The following is a 16,461-nucleotide window of genomic DNA, read 5'->3' as shown; positions in this document are numbered from 1 at the left end:
GCCAGCACGGTCGGCGGACGGGCTTATTGCGTATGATGCGCAGGTGCCCGGCTACCGCATCAGAACCGCGACCCCCGACGACCTCGGCGCCGCCCGCGGCGTGATGCTCGACACCGTCTACCGCGACTTCGGAACCGGCTATGTGCCGCGCCGGCACGCCGACATCATCGATCCCGCCGCCGCGTATCTGGCCGGCGCGCGCCACACCCTGCTGGTCGCGGTGGACGGCGGCGACGGGGCGGTCGTGGCGACCGCCGCGCTCGACTCCCGGGGCCCGGCCCATCCGCCCAACCCGCCGTGGCTGTCCGCGCGTTATCCGTCGGGCGAGACCGCCCAGCTGCGCCGGGTCCATGTGCGCCCCGAGCACCGGCGCCACGGGCTGGCCCGGCGGCTGGTGCGTGCGCTGCTGGACTTCGCCGCGGCGGACGGCGGCTATCGCGCGGTCTATCTGCACACCGATCCGGCGGTGCCGGGCGCCGAGCCGTTCTGGCGGTCCCTGGCGAAGGTCGTCTGCGATGAGCGGGAGGCGCCCGGGGGCGGTCAGGGCATCGTCCACTTCGAGGTGCCCATGACCCTCGGGGCGCCCTGAATCTTATGGAAATGATGATCATATAACTTCCGTGTTCCGGTCGTACCCGCGCAGCCCCCTGGAGAACCACGCCCATGCACGCTGTCCGCCGCCGGTGGGCCGCCGCGCTGCTGCTCCTCCCGCTGCTCGCCGGGTGTTTCGCGGCCCGCGACGGTTCGCCGTACGACGCCGGGGCCGAGGCGGGCGGCGGGCGCCTCCGCGTCGCGATGGCCTTCCCGCCCGCCGAGCGCTTCCCCCCCCGTACGGCGCCGACGCCACCCTGCTCAGCAGGCTCGGCGTCACCGAGGGGCTGACCCGGCTGGACGGCAACGGCGGCGCGGTGCCCGCCCTCGCCGAGGCCTGGACCCGGGAGAGCGGCCGGGGTTGGGTGTTCACCCTGCGCGAGGCGCGGTTCCAGGACGGCACCGAGGTCACCCCGGCGGCGGTGGCGGGCGCCCTCACCCATGCCGCCCGCGCCGATCCGCCGCCCGCCGCGCTCACCGGGGTCGCGCTCACCGCGGAGGCGGTGGGGGAGCGGCGGGTCCGGGTCACCACCGCGACCGCCGACTCCGCCCTGCCGCTGCGGCTGTCCAGCCCGAGCCTGGCCGTCCTCTCGCCCAAGGCGTACCGGACGAAGGCCGGTACGAGGCGGGGGGAGGCGGCGGCCGATCTGGCCGGCACCTCCACCGGCCCCTTCGCTCTGACCAGGACCACCGGCACCACCCGTGCCCCGTGGGCCGTCCTCGCCCCCGCCGCCGCGCTGGCGCTCCTGGGCCTCCTGGCGGTGACGGCGTCCGGCGGGGTGCGGTGGCCCCGGCGGCGCCCGCGCATTGACGACTGCCCGGGGCGCGTCGGAGACTGACGGTCCGCGCACAGTGAACCGAAGTTCATTCCGCGAACAAGCCCTTGGGGCGAGGGACCGCAAAGGACATCCGATATGACCCTCCACCGCGATCTGTTGATCGATGGCAAGGACACCCCGGCCGTCTCGGGGCGTACCGCCGAGGACCTCAACCCCTACACCGGAGAGGTCTTCGCCACCGTCGCGGCTGCCGGGGCCGAGGACGTGGCGCGTGCGGTGGCCGCCGCCGACGCCGCCTTCCCGGCCTGGGCGGCGCTGGCCCCGTTCGAGCGCCGTACGATCTTCCTGACCGCGGCGGACCTGCTGGAGTCGCGCGCCGCCCGGGCCGCCGAGATCATGGCCCAGGAGACCGGGGGCACCGCGCCCTGGGCACACTTCAACGTGGGCCTGGCCGCGAACATCCTCCGCGAGGCCGCCGCCGCGATCACCGCCCCGCGCGGTGAGGTGCTCAGCGCCCAGGAGGCGAACGCCCTCGGACTCGCCGTCCGCGAACCGGCCGGTGTCGTCGCGGCCTTCGCCCCCTGGAACGCGCCGGTCATCCTCGGTGTCCGCGCCGTCGCGGCGCCCCTGGCGGCGGGCAACACGGTGGTGATGAAGCCCAGCGAGGACGCCCCGCTCGCCTGCGGGCTCTTCGTCGCCGATGTGCTGCGCGACGCCGGGCTGCCCGACGGGGTGCTCAACGTGGTCACCAACGCCCGTGAGGACGCCGCCGAGGTGGCCGAGGCGCTCATCGCCGATGCGCGCGTACGGATCGTCAACTTCACCGGGTCCACCGGTGTCGGCAGGACCATCGGCTCACTGGCCGCGCGGCACCTCAAGCCGGCCGTGCTGGAACTGGGCGGCAAGAACGCCATCATCGTCCTGGACGACGCCGATGTGGACCACGCGGTGAACGCCGCCACCTTCGGCGTGTTCATGAATTCCGGTCAGATCTGCATGTCGGGCGACCGGATACTCGTCCATGAAAGCCTCGCCGAGGAGTTCACCGCGAAGTTCGCCGCCAAGGTGGCCGCCCTGCCGTGCGGCGACCCCGCCCAACCGTCCACCGTCGTCGGCCCGCTGATCACGGCCGACTCGGCGCGCCGGGTGGCGGCCCTGGTGAAGGACGCGGTGGACAAGGGCGCCACGGCGCTGACCGGCGGTGGCGAACCGGACGGCGCGGTCCACCCGGCGACGGTGCTGACCGATGTCACCCCGGACATGGAGATCCACCACGCCGAGGCGTTCGGGCCGGTCTGCGTGGTGGCCACCTTCGCCGACGACGATCGGGCCGTGGCCCTGGCCAACTCCACCGACCACGGCCTGACCTGCGGCATCATCACCGAGAACGGAACCCATGGGCTCAAGGTCGCCCGCCGTGTCCGGACCGGCATCGTGCACATCAACGACCAGTCGGTGGCGGACGAGCCCCAGGCCCCGTTCGGTGGCGTCAAGCACTCGGGGTACGGGCGGTTCGGCGGCCGCTGGGGCATCGAGGCGTTCAGCGACACCCGGTGGATCACCCTCGCCACCCAGCACGCGCACTACCCGTTCTAAGCGGTGCGGCTCCGCGGCTTGGCTGGGGCGTAGCCCTCGGGCCCCCCGGACCCCCGGACCCCCGGGCCCTCGGGCCCTCGGGCCCCCGGACCCCCGGGGGTCCGGGGGCGTAGCCCCCGGTAACGGGAAGGGGCGGGGAGGGGAAAGGCCCGCCGGACACCCCGTAGCGCGGGCGCATGGCTCGGGCCGCTCGCCGGGGATACTCAGCCTCTCCGCGGGCCCGTCAGCCGACCCCGGGAATGAGGGGGACGGCCCCGGGGCGGCGCGCCGCCAGCCGCAGCGCCCTGACCGTGGCGCGCACCACCTGCTCCTTGGCGCGCGCGGCCGTGCCACCGCGCAGCACCGTCTCGCGCGGGGAGTCGTCCGTCCGCACCAGCTGGATCAGCCCGTCCCGGCGGCCGAGGCTCACGCACTGCGCCACGAAGCGGAAGCGCAACGGTTTCGGCTCCCGCCCCCGCGTCTCGGCGATGATCGAGGAGGCGGCGTGCGAACCGGACGGGAGCGCGGTGGCGCAGGCCATGCGCAGGGCGCCGGCGGCCGGGGTGGCCATGGCCGCCGCGTCTCCCACCGCGTAGATCTCCGGATGGGACACCGAGCGCAGCGTGGCGTCGACGCGGATGCGACCGGCCGGGTCGAGGGTGATTCCGGCGGCCTCGGCCAGGGCGGTGTTCGCGGTCATCGCGGTGGCCCAGACCACCGCGTCGGCGTCGATGTCCTCCGGGCGCGCCACCCGGCGGCCCTCCTCGATCCGGACACCGAGCCCGGTGAGCGTCGTACGGACATGGGCGCGGCCCTTCGCCGACAGCCCCGTGCCGACCTCCTCGCCCGTGATCAGCCGGACCTTCCAGGCGTCGTGGGACTCGGCGATCTCGGCCGCGATCTCGATGCCGGTGAGTCCCCCGCCGACCACCGTCAGCTCACCCGGGCCGTCCAGCAGCCGCTTGTGCAGTTCGGCCGCCGTCTCCGGGGTGTAGGCGCGCTCACCGGGGTCGGCGGTGCGGCTGCCGAGCGCGTACACCAGCCGGTCGTACGCGAGCCCGCGGCCGTCGTCGGTGGTGATCCGCCGGGCGGCCGGATCGATCCCGGTGGCGCGGGCGGCCACGTGGACGATCCCGGCCCGCCGGGTCAGCGTGTCGAGCGGATGTGTGATGTCGGGCCGTCCGGCGGCCCGCTCGTGCAGCCGCACCCGCTCGGTGAAGGCGGGGCTCGGATCGACCAGGGTGACGCGGGTGTGCGGGGCCAGCCGCAGGGCGGCCATCAGCCCCGCATAGCCCGCGCCGAGCACCAGGACCTGCTGCTTCTCCATATGGGCGGCCTCCTCGCCGGTCGGTGTTCACGAGGAGGACGACACGGCGGCCCGAGATGTGACGGTGATGCCGGTCACAGGTTCGGCAGGTCGAGGTGGCGGAGCTTGTCGGGGTTGGCGATCGCGTCGATCTCGGTGATCAGACCCTGGTGTACGGAGAACGCGAAGACCACGGCCTGCCCGCTCGCACTGTCGACGATGACCAGGCCCGGGGCGCCGTTGACGTCGCGGTGGTGCACCAGCATCGTGGCCGGGTCGAAGCCCCGGGCCAGCCGCTGGGCGAAGCGGGCCACCTTCTCGTTCCCCAGCACCGGGAGCCGGGCCGCCGCCACCTTGCCGCCGCCGTCCGAACGCCAGACGACCTCCGGATCCAGGATCTCCAGCAGCCCGTCCATGTCACCGCCCATGACCGCCCGGAGGAACGCGTCCACGGCCCGCCGGTGCTCCTCGCGGTCCACCGAGCGCCGCGGCGCCTCCGCCCGGACCCGCTTGCGGGCACGGGAGGCCAGCTGCCGTACGGACTCCGGGCTCCGGCCCACCACCTCGGCGATCTCCGGGAACGGCACCGAGAAGACATCGTGCAGGATGAAGGCGGTCCGCTCCGCCGGAGTCAGCCGCTCCAGCACGGTGAGCAGCGCCAGACCCACCGACTCGTCCAGCGTCACCCGGTCCTCCGGACCGCCGGCCGCCACCACCGGCTCGGGCAGCCACGGGCCGACGTAACGCTCGCGCCGCACCCGCGCAGAACCCAGCAGGTCGTAGCAGATGCGGCTGATGACGGTGGTCAGATACGCGCGGGGGTCGGCCACCTCGTCCGCGGGCAGCGCCTGCCAGCGCAGCCAGGTCTCCTGCACCGCGTCATCGGCGTCGGCGACCGAGCCGGTGATGCGGTACGCGACGGCCCACAGCCGGTCGCGCTGCTCTTCGAAGGCGGTCAGCTCTGCCATGTCCCGATCCTCTCCTCGGCTTCCCGGCCTGAGAAAGGAGGACGAGACAGTGGCCGGAAGTGTGACAGCCGCCTCCCGGGGCGCGGTCGTGGACCGGGCCGACGGGTTGGCGCGGGGGCCACGGCAGGCGTAAGCAGTAGATGTGCACGCGCGGCAAGGTCCCTCGGATCTGCGCCGGCCAAGGTGGCGGACCCGTTTCTTGGTCGTGATCCCCCTGCTGGTCATCGGGCTGATCACGGTCGGCGATGTGCTGGCACCGGCAAGTGTCCGGCTCAGCCCGCTGCTGATCGCCGCCCCCGCCATGACCGCCTCGTTCGCCGGTCCCGTGCTCACCGCGTCCGTCGGGCTGCTGGCCGTCGTCGCGCAGATCGCGGCGAACGCCTCGGAGGGGTTCCTCGGCCATCCCGGCCGGCTGACCGAGGTGGTCACCCTCGCCCTGGTCTCGGCGATGATCGTGCTGTTCCGCGCGGTCCTCGACCGGCACATGCGTGAGCTGATCCGGGTGCGGGCGGTGGCCGATGTGGCGCAGCGGGTACTGCTGCGCCCGCTCCCCGTCAGGGTCGGCCCGCTGCTGATCGCCTCGGTCTACCTCGCGGCCGAACCGGGTGCGGAGATCGGCGGCGATCTGTACGCGGCGGCGCGCACCTCGAACGCCACCCGGCTGATCATCGGCGATGTCCGGGGCAGCGGGCTGACCGCCGTCGCGGACGCCTCCCTGGTGCTCGGCGCCTTCCGGGCGATCGCCCACTGGCCGGTGCCGCTGACCGATCTGGCGTCCCACCTGGACACCGCGCTGTCCGCGGAACGGACCGAACCCCGCGACAAGGCGCCCGGGGCGGGGGAGTCGTTCGTCACCGCCGCCGTGCTGGAGATCCCCGACGACCGGCCGGTGGTCCGCCTCGTCAACTGCGGACATCCGCCGCCGCTCCTGCTGTGCGACTCCGGTGTCAAGGCGCTGGAGGGCGAGGCGCCCGCACTGCCGCTGGGCCTCGGCCACCTGGCGGTCGGCCGCTACCACACCGAGGACTTCCCGTTCGAGGAGGGCGATCAGCTGCTGCTCTACACCGATGGGGTGGTCGAGGCGCGGAACAGCGAGGGAACCTTCTTCCCGCTCGCCGAGCGGCTCCCCGGAGCGGACGGCGGCGGCCCCCAGTACCTCGTCGACCGTCTGCACCGCGATCTGCTCAGCCACACGGGCGGCCACCAGGGCGATGACGCCGCCCTGGTCGTCCTCGAACGCCACCGGTGGAGCGCTGACGCACCCGGCGGCGCCCTCGAGCCGTAGCCCGCCCGAGGTGCCCGCTCGCGCCACCGCCCAGAAACGGACATCGGACTCGATCGCCCGTAAACTGGTCATATGGGCAGCGGGAACGAGGGCCCGAATCAGGGCCCCGAGGACTTCGGGCCGGATCCACTCGGCGACTTCCTCGCACGCTTCCTCGGGACCGGGCCGGCCGGGCAGCGGCCCGATTCACGCCATGTCGACTTCGGCCGACTGATGAGCGAGAACGCACGCCATCTCGTCTCGGCCGCCGCCTCCTACGCCGCCGAACACGGCAGCACCGACCTCGACACCGAACATCTGCTGCGGGCGGCGCTCTCCGCCGAGCCCACCCGCACCATGGTCTCGCGCGCCGGAGCCGACCCCGACCGGATCGCCGCGGAGATCGACCGGGTGGCGGGCGGCGGGCCGCCGCGCAACTCGGTCGCCGTCACCCCGGCCGTCAAACGGGCGTTGCTCGACGCCCATGAGATAGCCCGCTCGCGCGGCTCCTCGTACATCGGCCCCGAACACGTGCTGATCGCGCTCGCCGCCAACCGCGAGTCCACCGCCGGGCAGATCCTGGGCGCCGCCCGCTTCGAACCCCGGGCCCCCGGCCCGCCGACCGGCGGCCTCACTCCGAGCGCCCCCACGGCCGATCAGAGGCCCGTCATGGACCAGCGGAAGACCCCGAACCTCGACCGGTTCGGGCGCGATCTGACCGAACTGGCCCGCGAGGGGCGGATCGACCCGGTGATCGGCCGCGACGAGGAGATCGAGCAGAGCATCGAGGTGCTCGCCCGGCGCGGCAAGAACAACCCCGTCCTCATCGGCGAGGCCGGAGTCGGCAAGACGGCCGTCGTCGAAGGGCTCGCCCAGCGGATCAGCGACGCCGATGTGCCGGACATCCTGCTCGGCCGCCGGGTCGTCCAGCTCGACATCGCGAGCGTCGTGGCCGGCACCCGCTTCCGCGGCGACTTCGAGCAGCGCGTCACCAGCATCGTCGACGAGATCCGCGCCAACTCCGACGAATTGATCATCTTCATCGACGAGCTGCACACGGTGGTCGGCGCCGGCGGCGGTGGCTCCGAGGGCGGCCAGATGGACGCCAGCAATCTCCTCAAGCCCGCGCTGGCCCGCGGCGAACTGCATGTGATGGGCGCGACCACGCTCCGGGAGTACCGCCAGTACATCGAGAAGGACGCCGCGCTCGCCCGCCGCTTCCAGCCCATCATGGTCCCCGAGCCCACCTCCGCGGACGCCGTCGCCATCCTGCGCGGCCTCCGCGACCGCTACGAGGCCCACCACCAGGTCCGCTACACCGACGAGGCGCTGCTCGCCGCCGTCGAGCTCTCCGACCGCTATCTGACCGACCGATTCCTGCCCGACAAGGCCATCGACCTCATGGACCAGGCGGGGGCCCGGGTACGGCTGCGCTCCAGCGCCCGCGGCACCGATCTGCGCGCCCTGGAGCGCGAGGTCGAGCAGCTCACCCGGGACAAGGACCAGGCCGTCGCCTCCGAGAGCTATGAGCGCGCCACCTCCCTGCGGGACCGGATCGCCGAGCTGAACAACCGGCTCGCGCAGGCGTCCGGAACGCAGTACCACGGCGGGCGCGTCGCCGAGGTCACCGTCGAGGACATCGCCGAGATCGTCTCCCGGCAGACCGGAATCCCCGTCTCCAGCCTCACCCAGGAGGAGCGCGAACGGCTGCTCAGCCTGGAGGAGCACCTTCACCGCCGGGTCGTCGGGCAGGAGGAGGCCGTGTCCGCCGTGGCCGACGCGGTCCTGCGCGCCCGTGCCGGACTCGCCGACCCCAACCGCCCCAGCGGCAGCTTCCTCTTCCTCGGCCCCACCGGCGTCGGCAAGACCGAACTCGCCCGCGCACTGGCCGAGGCGCTCTTCGGCAGCGAGGACCGCATGGTCCGCCTCGACATGAGCGAGTATCAGGAGAAGCACACCGTCAGCCGGCTGGTCGGCGCGCCACCCGGGTACGTCGGGCACGAGGAGGCCGGACAGCTCACCGAGGCGGTGCGCCGCCAGCCCTACTCCCTGCTGCTCATGGACGAGGTGGAGAAGGCCCACCCCGATGTCTTCAACATCCTGCTCCAGGTGCTCGACGACGGCAGGCTGACGGACGCCCAGGGCCGCACCATCGACTTCAAGAACACCGTCATCGTGATGACCAGCAACCTCGGCTCCGAGGCCATCACCGGACGCGGTGGCCCCCTGGGCTTCGGCGGCGGCGGTGGCGAGGAGGCCGACGACGCGGCGCGCCGGGAGCGGGTGCTGCGCCCGCTGCGGGAGCACTTCAGGCCGGAGTTCCTCAACCGCATCGACGAGATCATCATCTTCCGCCGGCTCGCCGACGACCAGCTGCGGCAGATCGCCGATGTGCTGCTGGAGGAGACCCGGCGCCGGCTGCACGCCCAGGACGTCCGCGTGGAGTTCACCCCGGCCGCGGTCGACTGGCTGGCCAAGCACGGACACCAGCCGGAGTACGGCGCCCGGCCGCTGCGCCGCACCATCCAGCGCGAGGTCGACAATCCGCTCTCCCGGATGCTGCTCGGCGGCGAGCTGCTCGCGCACAGCCAGGTCCGGGTGGATGTGCACGACGACCGGCTGGTGTTCCACACACAGGACGCCGCCGAGCCGACGGGTCAGCTCGGCCCCCCGGGTCACACGGAGCGGCCGGGCGGGACGGAGGAACCGGAGCGGTAGCGCCACCGGGAGCGAGCCGCGTCAACGCCCCATGGACAGGCCGTCCTTCTTGCCGCCCCGGCTGAGCACCGCCTCCTGGATGGTGCTCAGGGCGCTGGTGTAACCCGGGTTGCCGGGGCTCTTCTCCAGGGCCCGGGGAAGGTTCACCAGGGTGATCGGGTCGTTGTCCACCGCGTGCGGGATGTACTCCGCCTTCTTCACCTGCCACGCCCTGCCCGGGGCGGAGGGCGGGGTGAAGGTGAAGCGCGCCGCCGAGCCCATCTGGCCGCGCTTGTCGGGCATCACCCCGGCGATCTGGTCGCCCATGCCGTAGACCACCCAGGTGCCGTTGACCTTCTCGTACGCCTGGGGGATATGGGCGTGGGTGCCGATGATCAGGTCGATGTCGCGGCGGCTGCCGTCCTTGGAGGCGGTGAGCTTCCTCGCGAGCGAGAGCTGGAGCTTGTCCGGCGCCTGCTGCCACTCGGTGCCCCAGTGCACGCTGACGACGACCACATCGGCCCCGGCGCGCCGCGCGGCCCGCGCGTCCTTGATGATCCGTGCCGGATCGATGAGGTTGACCAGCCACGGTTTGCCCTTGGGGACCGGGATGCCGTTGGTGCCGTAGGCGTAGGCGAGATGGGCCACCTTGGCGCCACCGGCCTCCATGATCGTGGGACGGACGCTCTCCGCGGCGGACCGGGCCGATCCGGCGTGCTTGAGCCCGACCTCGTCCATGGCGTCGAGGGTGCGGACCACCCCCTCAGGACCGGCGTCGAGGGTGTGGTTGGAGGCGGTGGAGCAGGAGTCGTAGCCGATGTCCTTCACGGCCGAGGCGAGCTGCGGAGGCGTCTTGAAGGTCGGATAGCCGGTGAACGGCCCGTGGGCGGCCCCGTAGACGGTCTCCATATGGCAGATGGCCAGGTCGGCCTGGGCGACGATGGGTGCGGCCGGCCGGATCATGCGCCGGAAGTCATAGCTCTCACCGCCCGAGTCCGCCTTCGCCTGCCGGATGACCGAGGCGTGCGCCAGCAGATCGCCGGTGGCCACGAGGGTGAAGTCCTTCATGGACCCGCTTCTGGCCGCCGCCGAGGTCTTCGACGGCTTCTCCTCGGCCTTCGGGGCGGCCGGTGTCCCGCTGCCGCACGCGGTGGCGGCGCCGAGCAGGGCGACGGCGAGAAGCGCCGTCCGATGGCGTGGGTGAGGGGACACGGTGCACTCCGCACTGGTCCGGCCATACCGAACCCTTTTGTTCTGATTGTCGGATTGTCATATTTATTGCACGACATCAGAGAGGCTTGCGGAGTGGTGGGGAGCTTCACCGGTTCGGCCGATCGGTTGCACCCGGTGGGCCCGGTCAACCCCTGTCCGGAGGTCAGTGATGGGACAATGCCCGCCCGCCGCGCGGCGCCGCCGCCGAGACGGTCCACGGGTGGCCGTTCAGCGCGTAACTCCCTTGTAAACAAGGGCCGTTAACGGCGCGCGCGGGGTCCGGAGCTGACACCATGAGGGTGTCGCTCGCGGTATCCGCGGTGGGACCTCGGGGGAGGACGTTCCATGCAGACCGGCCGGCCCAGCATCACCGCCCGCGGCGCGGCCGCGTTCCGCGCCGCTCACCAGGAGCTGGAGGGCGGCCGGGTGTTCTCCGACCCGCTGGCCCTCCGCATCCTCGCCGCCGACGCGGACGACCCCGTCCTCGAGGCGGCCTTCCACCCCGGGCGCGAGGACGTACGACTGTCCGTGGCGGCCCGGGCGCGGTTCGCCGAGGACGCCGTCGCGGCCGCCGTGACACGCGGGGTACGGCAGGCGGTGGCGCTCGGGGCGGGGCTGGACACCTTCGGTTGCCGCAATCCGTACGAGGCGGAGGGCCTCAGGGTGTTCGAGGTGGACCACCCCGCCACCCAGGAGTGGAAGCGCGACCGGCTGTCCGCCGCGGAGATTCCCGTACCGCCGTCACTGACCTTCGCGCCGGTGGACTTCGAGCGGCAGAGCCTGGCCGACGGGCTGACGGCGGCGGGCTTCGACCCGGCCCGCCTGGCGTTCTTCCTCTGGCTCGGGGTGGTGCCGTATCTGACCCACACGGCCGTGCTGGACACGCTCGGCTTCATCGCGGCCCTGCCGGACGGCTCGGGCGTGGTCTTCGACTACGGCGAGCCGCCGGACGCGCTGCCACCGGAGCAACGTGCCGTGCACGAGGCGCGCGCGGCGTGGGCCGCTGAGGCCGGTGAGCCCTTCCTCAGCTTCTTCACCCCGGAGGAGCTCGCGGACGAACTGCGCCGACTGGGCTTCTCCGCGACGCAGGACATCCGCTACCGCGACCTCACGGCCCGGTACGAGAGCGGCCACCGCGATGCCGTGGCGCACGCGGACCTCGGCGCCCATGTGATCCACGCCTGGACGCGGGGCTGAGCGCGTGGACTCGAGACCGAGCGCCCGGCTACGGGGCTGAGCCCGGACCGCCGGTGGTGGCGGTCCGGGCCTTATCAACGCGCCTGTGGCGAAGGGAGTTGGGGAGATTGCCGGCGGCGGTCACCGGTACGCTGACCCGGCTGTCACCCAGGTCCACCGTCACCTTCGTCCCGGTCGCGTCCTCGAAGTAGAGGAAGTCGGCGTCGGTACCGCCGAGGACCAGCCCCAGCCGATGGCCCGGCTTGAGCTCGTAGTCGCCCGGCAGGGTCTTCCAGGTGATCCGGTAGGACCGGCCGGGGGCCAGCGGCTCGGGGGTGGTGAGCGAGTGGCGGTTCTGGGCGTCCATCCAGCCCCGGGCGATCACCTCGGAGGATTTGCGCGCCGTCACATTGGCGGTCCGCTGGTAGCAGGCGTCGTCCTGGACGGTGCTCTCCCCGTGGCAGGACTCCTCGTCCAGCCCCCGCAGACCGTCGTGGATCCGGTTCTGGGGTTCGTTGCGGTTCCAGTCGATCCGTTCGTCCTCGCCGTAGTCCACGAGCAGCGCGGTGAGGTTCGATGTCGGCTTGTCGAGCGTGACCCGCAGATCGGCGGTGGGTGTGCCGGAGAGCCGCACCCCGGTGCGCAGGGGCGGGGTGACGAACGCCAGCCGGCCAGGGAGGTTCGCCGACGGGTCGGCGGTGAGATCCGCCTCGCTCAGCTTGGTGTCGGTGAAGGTCCCGGTGCCGCTCGCGGGACTCAGCGCCAGCGAGCCGTCGGGCCGGGGGTGCAGGGGGACCGAGGAGGTGCCCGCGGGCCAGTCGGCCTGGGTCGTCCAGGTGTCCGGACCGGTCTGTAGATCGACGCGGGGCTCGTCCATGACTCCGTTCTGGATGCCGTACAGCCAGTGGTCGAACCATCGGTGCACGGTGTCGACCCACTGCGCGCGCCGACCGGGCCAGTCGAACGGATCGGTGTGGCCGTAGCGGCCAAGCCACAGCTTGCGCGGCACCCCGCGCTCGGCCAGCGCGTCCCACCAGTTCGCGAGCTGGTTGATCCGGATGTTGTAGTCGTTGATGTCATGCGCGGCGAGGACGCTCGCGCGCACCTTGTCCACCTCGGGCGCGGGCCGCGCGATGTAATTGCGCTCGTCCCAGTGGGCGTTGTAGTTGCCGGTGGCGTCGTCCTCACCGGCCTGCAACCGCTCGCGCACCGCCTGGCACTTGTGGGGCGGGTCGGTGTCCAGCGCGGTGGTCAGATACGAGGCGAAACCGTTCCAGTGCTTGGCGCCGTTGGTGCGGGCGAACTCGTACCAGGAGCTGACTCCGGAGATCGGGACGATGGTCTCCAGCCCCTCCACTCCGGTGCCCGCCACCGCGTTGGCCAGCATGCCCTCGTACGAGTGGCCGATCATGCCCACCTTGCCGGTGGACCAGGAGGCCTTCACCTCGCTGCCGTCGGCCGCGTACGCCGTGGCGCGGCCGCCCAGCCAGTCGATCGTGGCCTTGGCGGCGGCCACATCGGCGGCGCCGCCGACCGTCAGACAGCCGTCGGATCTGCCGGTGCCGGTCACATCGACATCGACCACGGCGTAGCCGCGCGGTACGAAGTAATTGTCGTAGAAGAGAGGGAACTTGACCGGGTTGCCCTGGGCGTCGTAGCTCTTCCGCTCCGACTCGAAGCCACGGCCCACGGTGTCGTTGTAGGGACTGGACGACATGATGACCGGCACCCGGAGACCCCGCTGGGTCTCCTTGGGCCGGATGATGTCCACCGCGACCCGGTCCTTGTGGCCATCGCCGTCGCTGTCGACCGGGGTCTGGACCATCAGATGCTCACGCACGGCGTCCGCGTAGGAGAACACCGGCTGGGTGCGGCCGTCCACCACCTTGGTGGCGGGTCCGGCGGCTGTCCGGGCCGACGCGGGCCCGGCGGGCAGTGCGGCAAGGGCTGTCGACATCGTGAGCGCGGCGATCACGACCCCGCGCCATCGTGCAGTACGCATACGGACCTCCTGGCCACGGCCCCCGGCCCGGGACCACCGGCCGGCGGTGACCGGTCGGCGATCCCGGGGTTCCGGAGCCATGGAGGCTACTCGGCGATTTTCGTACGCATGGTCCAGCGAAAGATCGCTGTGGTGATGTCAGCGGAATCGTTGACGAGTTCGAAGTGCTCGTATCCATCGCGGTGCTGGATTTTGAGCTTCTTGCTGGTGAGCGTCGACCGCCCGGCCCGGAAGGCCCGGGGCAGATCGTCCGGTCCGCCTTCGAGGACGACCTCGATCGGACTGCCCTCGGACAGATAACTGACGTGTTCGCTCAATATCTCCACCTCCTTACGCGGTCCTCCTCAAGCGGGAACATGCAGTTCCAGTCGGTCATCCGAGGTGAGGATGGCCTGCTGCATGTCCTGCAAGGCCCGGCACGGCTCGAGCCCGAGTTCTTCATTGAGCGTCTTGCGCGCCGCTTGATACACATGCAAGGCGTCCGCCCGGCGGCCACAGCGGTAGAGCGCCAGCATCAACTGACGGTGCAGTGCCTCCCGCAGGGGATGCTCGGTGGTCAGCTGATACAGATCGCTCACCAGCTCGCGATGGCGGCCGAGCATGAGCCGGGAATCCGTCAACATTTCGATGCATTCCAGACGCGCTTCCTTCAGCCAGGTCTGAAAGCCTTCGAGGATCGGTCCATGGCATACGTCGTCCAGCAATGGATCGCGCCACAGATCGAGTGCGCTTTCGAAAGTCGCCGTGGCCTGCTGGTAACGCCGCTCCCGCAGATGGTCCCGGCCCTCGCACACCAGCCGTTCGAAGCAGTGGAAGTCGAGGCGGTCGTGGCCCAGCCGCAGAACATATCCCGGCGGGCGGGTGATAACGGGGCTTTCGTGCTGGCCGGGCCGGCGCAGGAACTTACGGATCTGGGAGACATACACATGGAGCCCGGCGATCGCCCGGCGCGGCGGATCCTCTCCCCAGATCTCCGTGATGAGCTGGTCGATCGGGACCACTTGATCGGCGCGGACGAGGAGGACGGTCAACAGGACCTCGATCTTCCGCGCCCTGATGGTTAATTTCCTCTCCTCTTCCACTACGCGGAGAGGTCCCATGATCTCATATCGCACGATGTGCCCCATCCGAGTCGCCGACGAGTGCGGTCATGGGACAGTCGGCGCCTTTGCCGGAATTGCCCGCGGGGTTGTCTGTGTGTTCGCTCGATTTCGAGGGCGGTCTGCTTCCGGAGGCGAACGCGTGTGCGGGTCGGGCTCTGGCGGTCCATGCGGATCGTCGACCCTTGCCGTCCGGGTGGCGCGCTGGAATTGTCACGTCCCCGGAGTCCGTCGACCCCGAAGGGGATGGGAAGTGGGCACGTGCCGAGCCGCTTGCGTGTGGAAAGTGGTCCGGCCGCTCCGCACTGGACGGGTACGGGCGGTGCCGCCGGATCCACTGACGCACGCCGTTCGCGACTGCCATTACTCACCCCTCTTTTATCGCGGACCTGCCGAGGAATCAGAGGATGGACGAGATCGACGCCTTCGGCAGGTGCCCCACATCGTAAGCGAGTCCTATGACTACCCACCTCGCCTAGAATCCGGATATACGCGCCCTCGAGGCGGCATCCTCGACGGTGCGGAGCGGGTATTCGCAATACGGTCCGGAAGATCGGAGTCCGGATATCCCGCACTTGAGGTGTTGCAGTCCGCGAAAGAGAATACGCGGATCGCATCGGCCGGGACAAGCGCATCTTGCGAGATCATGGGCCCCTTGGCGCCGCTTTGATGAGGAGTGGAAAATTCCGTCTGCGCGGGACCCATGAAGGATTCTCGAATAACTGTCAGGTTTGCCGCCCGCTGCCCCCGCCGATTCAGGGCTTGTGGGCCACCACGATGGCGCAGCCGGCGCTGGGCACGGTGGGCAGCGCCGACTTGGCGGCGTCCAGTACCTCCTGCACGCTGACCCCGTGGCGCGCTTCGAACTCGCGGCGACAGCGCAGGATGCCGTCGATCATTCGGTTGGCGGTGTCCTTGGTGTTCTCGGTGACATCGGTCAGCTCATCGAGCACCAGCCCGGCGTCACCGACCAGCCCGGGCCAGTCCTCCAGCCGGGTCAGCGAGGTGACCACGGCGGGATCGTCGTCCGGCTGATAACTGCCGTCGCTCGGCGGGGTGACATCCGTGAGCACCACCCGGCCACCCGGCCGCAGCACACGGGCCATCTCCCGCAGCGCCGTCGGACGGTCCATGTGATTGATCGATTCGAATGCGAGTACGGCGTCGAAAGCCGCGTCGTCGAAAGGCATCGCCATGGCGTCGGCGTATTGGAATGCCACCCGGTCGGACAGCTCGGCCAGCCGGGCGGATTCGGTCGCCTGTTTGACCTGGAGCTCGCTGATCGTGACGCCCAGGACATTGGCGCCGGTGGCGGACGCCAGCCGCATCGCCGGTTTCCCGATACCGCAGCCGGCATCCAGTACCCGGTCTCCCGGCCCCACCCGCAGCCGTTCGATCAGCAGATCCGTGAAGCGATCGGTGGCCTCTTGCACCGAACGGGTATCGGACGGGCCGTCCCAGTAGCCGAAGTGGAAGTTGTCGTCCCACGCCATCTGGAGAAGCGGGCCCAGCGAGCTGTAGTAGTCCGACACCGTGCCGCCCGGTGGCACGGCCGAGGGAGAGGTCATGGCACTCCTCCTGTGTGCTCGAAAGATCGGGTCGGCCCAGGGCACATAAAGGCTCACCCGCTCAAGCGATCGTCCGGGGTTCCGGTAACGCGTCTCTAAAGTCACCGGCCGTGGCCTATTTGGTCTTGCTTTAGAACCGCGCCCCACGATGGGCCACGTGCTCGCACCGATCAACAATCCGGAGCGGGAGTGCCGCCCATGACCACGAACACGCAGCCGTTCG

At 71.2% G+C, this 16,461-nt stretch carries 12 protein-coding genes and 1 pseudogene; 6 read left to right on the top strand and 7 right to left on the bottom strand.

What is annotated here, in order from left to right; translation table 11 throughout:
* The first annotated feature begins 43 nt into the window (after positions 1 to 43).
* The 3 genes and pseudogenes from KHP12_RS08340 to KHP12_RS08330 all read left to right on the top strand — a co-directional run bounded on the left by KHP12_RS08340 (position 44) and on the right by KHP12_RS08330 (position 2,966).
* Positions 44 to 589, top strand: coding sequence for a GNAT family N-acetyltransferase (locus KHP12_RS08340; RefSeq protein ID WP_086881015.1), 546 nt, complete (start codon positions 44 to 46; stop codon positions 587 to 589).
* 74 nt (positions 590 to 663) lie between these two features.
* Positions 664 to 1,298: pseudogene (locus KHP12_RS08335) on the top strand (ABC transporter substrate-binding protein); the annotation flags it as partial.
* Between the two features lie 207 nt (positions 1,299 to 1,505).
* Entirely contained in the window at positions 1,506 to 2,966 is a 1,461-nt protein-coding gene (locus tag KHP12_RS08330) for an aldehyde dehydrogenase family protein (RefSeq protein ID WP_210608745.1), read from the top strand.
* 223 nt (positions 2,967 to 3,189) lie between these two features.
* Here the strand turns inward: KHP12_RS08330 and KHP12_RS08325 are convergent, their stop codons facing one another.
* The gene (locus tag KHP12_RS08325) at positions 3,190 to 4,272 is read right to left on the bottom strand and encodes an NAD(P)/FAD-dependent oxidoreductase (protein ID WP_211832327.1); all 1,083 of its coding nucleotides are present in this window, start codon (positions 4,270 to 4,272) and stop codon (positions 3,190 to 3,192) included.
* A gap of 74 nt (positions 4,273 to 4,346) precedes the next feature.
* On the bottom strand, positions 4,347 to 5,219 hold the full coding sequence (gene sigJ / locus KHP12_RS08320) for an RNA polymerase sigma factor SigJ (protein ID WP_086882938.1): 873 nt from the start codon (positions 5,217 to 5,219) through the stop codon (positions 4,347 to 4,349).
* 205 nt (positions 5,220 to 5,424) lie between these two features.
* Here sigJ and KHP12_RS08315 point away from each other — a divergent pair, with 205 nt between their 5' ends.
* Both KHP12_RS08315 and KHP12_RS08310 read left to right on the top strand, forming a co-directional pair.
* Positions 5,425 to 6,504, top strand: coding sequence for a PP2C family protein-serine/threonine phosphatase (locus tag KHP12_RS08315; RefSeq protein ID WP_308017041.1), 1,080 nt, complete (start codon positions 5,425 to 5,427; stop codon positions 6,502 to 6,504).
* A gap of 72 nt (positions 6,505 to 6,576) precedes the next feature.
* The gene (locus tag KHP12_RS08310; RefSeq protein WP_244202956.1) at positions 6,577 to 9,201 is read left to right on the top strand and encodes an ATP-dependent Clp protease ATP-binding subunit; all 2,625 of its coding nucleotides are present in this window, start codon (positions 6,577 to 6,579) and stop codon (positions 9,199 to 9,201) included.
* Positions 9,202 to 9,222: 21 nt separating this feature from the next.
* Here KHP12_RS08310 and KHP12_RS08305 read toward each other — a convergent pair whose 3' ends face one another.
* Complete coding sequence (locus KHP12_RS08305; RefSeq protein ID WP_086882940.1) at positions 9,223 to 10,392, bottom strand: CapA family protein; 1,170 nt, start codon at positions 10,390 to 10,392, stop codon at positions 9,223 to 9,225.
* Positions 10,393 to 10,737: 345 nt separating this feature from the next.
* Between KHP12_RS08305 and KHP12_RS08300 the strand changes: the two genes are divergently transcribed.
* Positions 10,738 to 11,589, top strand: a complete 852-nt coding sequence (locus KHP12_RS08300) for a class I SAM-dependent methyltransferase (protein WP_086882941.1) — start codon at positions 10,738 to 10,740, stop codon at positions 11,587 to 11,589.
* A 28-nt stretch (positions 11,590 to 11,617) separates the two neighbouring features.
* Here KHP12_RS08300 and KHP12_RS08295 read toward each other — a convergent pair whose 3' ends face one another.
* The 4 genes from KHP12_RS08295 to KHP12_RS08280 form a co-directional block, all read right to left on the bottom strand.
* Positions 11,618 to 13,570, bottom strand: coding sequence for a Xaa-Pro dipeptidyl-peptidase (locus tag KHP12_RS08295; protein WP_211832324.1), 1,953 nt, complete (start codon positions 13,568 to 13,570; stop codon positions 11,618 to 11,620).
* Between the two features lie 86 nt (positions 13,571 to 13,656).
* Positions 13,657 to 13,896, bottom strand: coding sequence for a DUF5988 family protein (locus KHP12_RS08290; RefSeq protein WP_308016725.1), 240 nt, complete (start codon positions 13,894 to 13,896; stop codon positions 13,657 to 13,659).
* 18 nt (positions 13,897 to 13,914) lie between these two features.
* Positions 13,915 to 14,685 (bottom strand): AfsR/SARP family transcriptional regulator, encoded by a 771-nt coding sequence (locus KHP12_RS08285; protein WP_037950606.1) that lies wholly within the window; start codon positions 14,683 to 14,685, stop codon positions 13,915 to 13,917.
* 740 nt (positions 14,686 to 15,425) lie between these two features.
* Positions 15,426 to 16,238, bottom strand: coding sequence for an SAM-dependent methyltransferase (locus KHP12_RS08280; RefSeq protein WP_086882943.1), 813 nt, complete (start codon positions 16,236 to 16,238; stop codon positions 15,426 to 15,428).
* Positions 16,239 to 16,461 lie beyond the last annotated feature (223 nt).

The sequence above is a fragment of the Streptomyces asiaticus genome, assembly GCF_018138715.1.
GTDB classification, from domain to species: Bacteria; Actinomycetota; Actinomycetes; order Streptomycetales; family Streptomycetaceae; genus Streptomyces; species Streptomyces asiaticus.
Note: the sequence above shows the minus strand (reverse complement) of the source record. Positions and strands in the feature narration are given on the sequence as shown.

Excerpts from the sequence above, each read along its gene's own strand:
- KHP12_RS08300 (WP_086882941.1), top strand. The coding sequence starts at position 10,738 with ATGCAGACCGGCCGGCCCAGCATCACCGCCCGCGGCGCGGCCGCGTTC.
- KHP12_RS08310 (WP_244202956.1), top strand. The coding sequence starts at position 6,577 with ATGGGCAGCGGGAACGAGGGCCCGAATCAGGGCCCCGAGGACTTCGGG.
- KHP12_RS08295 (WP_211832324.1), bottom strand. The coding sequence starts at position 13,570 with ATGCGTACTGCACGATGGCGCGGGGTCGTGATCGCCGCGCTCACGATG.
- KHP12_RS08280 (WP_086882943.1), bottom strand. The coding sequence starts at position 16,238 with ATGACCTCTCCCTCGGCCGTGCCACCGGGCGGCACGGTGTCGGACTAC.
- sigJ (WP_086882938.1), bottom strand. The coding sequence starts at position 5,219 with ATGGCAGAGCTGACCGCCTTCGAAGAGCAGCGCGACCGGCTGTGGGCC.
- KHP12_RS08325 (WP_211832327.1), bottom strand. The coding sequence starts at position 4,272 with ATGGAGAAGCAGCAGGTCCTGGTGCTCGGCGCGGGCTATGCGGGGCTG.
- KHP12_RS08330 (WP_210608745.1), top strand. The coding sequence starts at position 1,506 with ATGACCCTCCACCGCGATCTGTTGATCGATGGCAAGGACACCCCGGCC.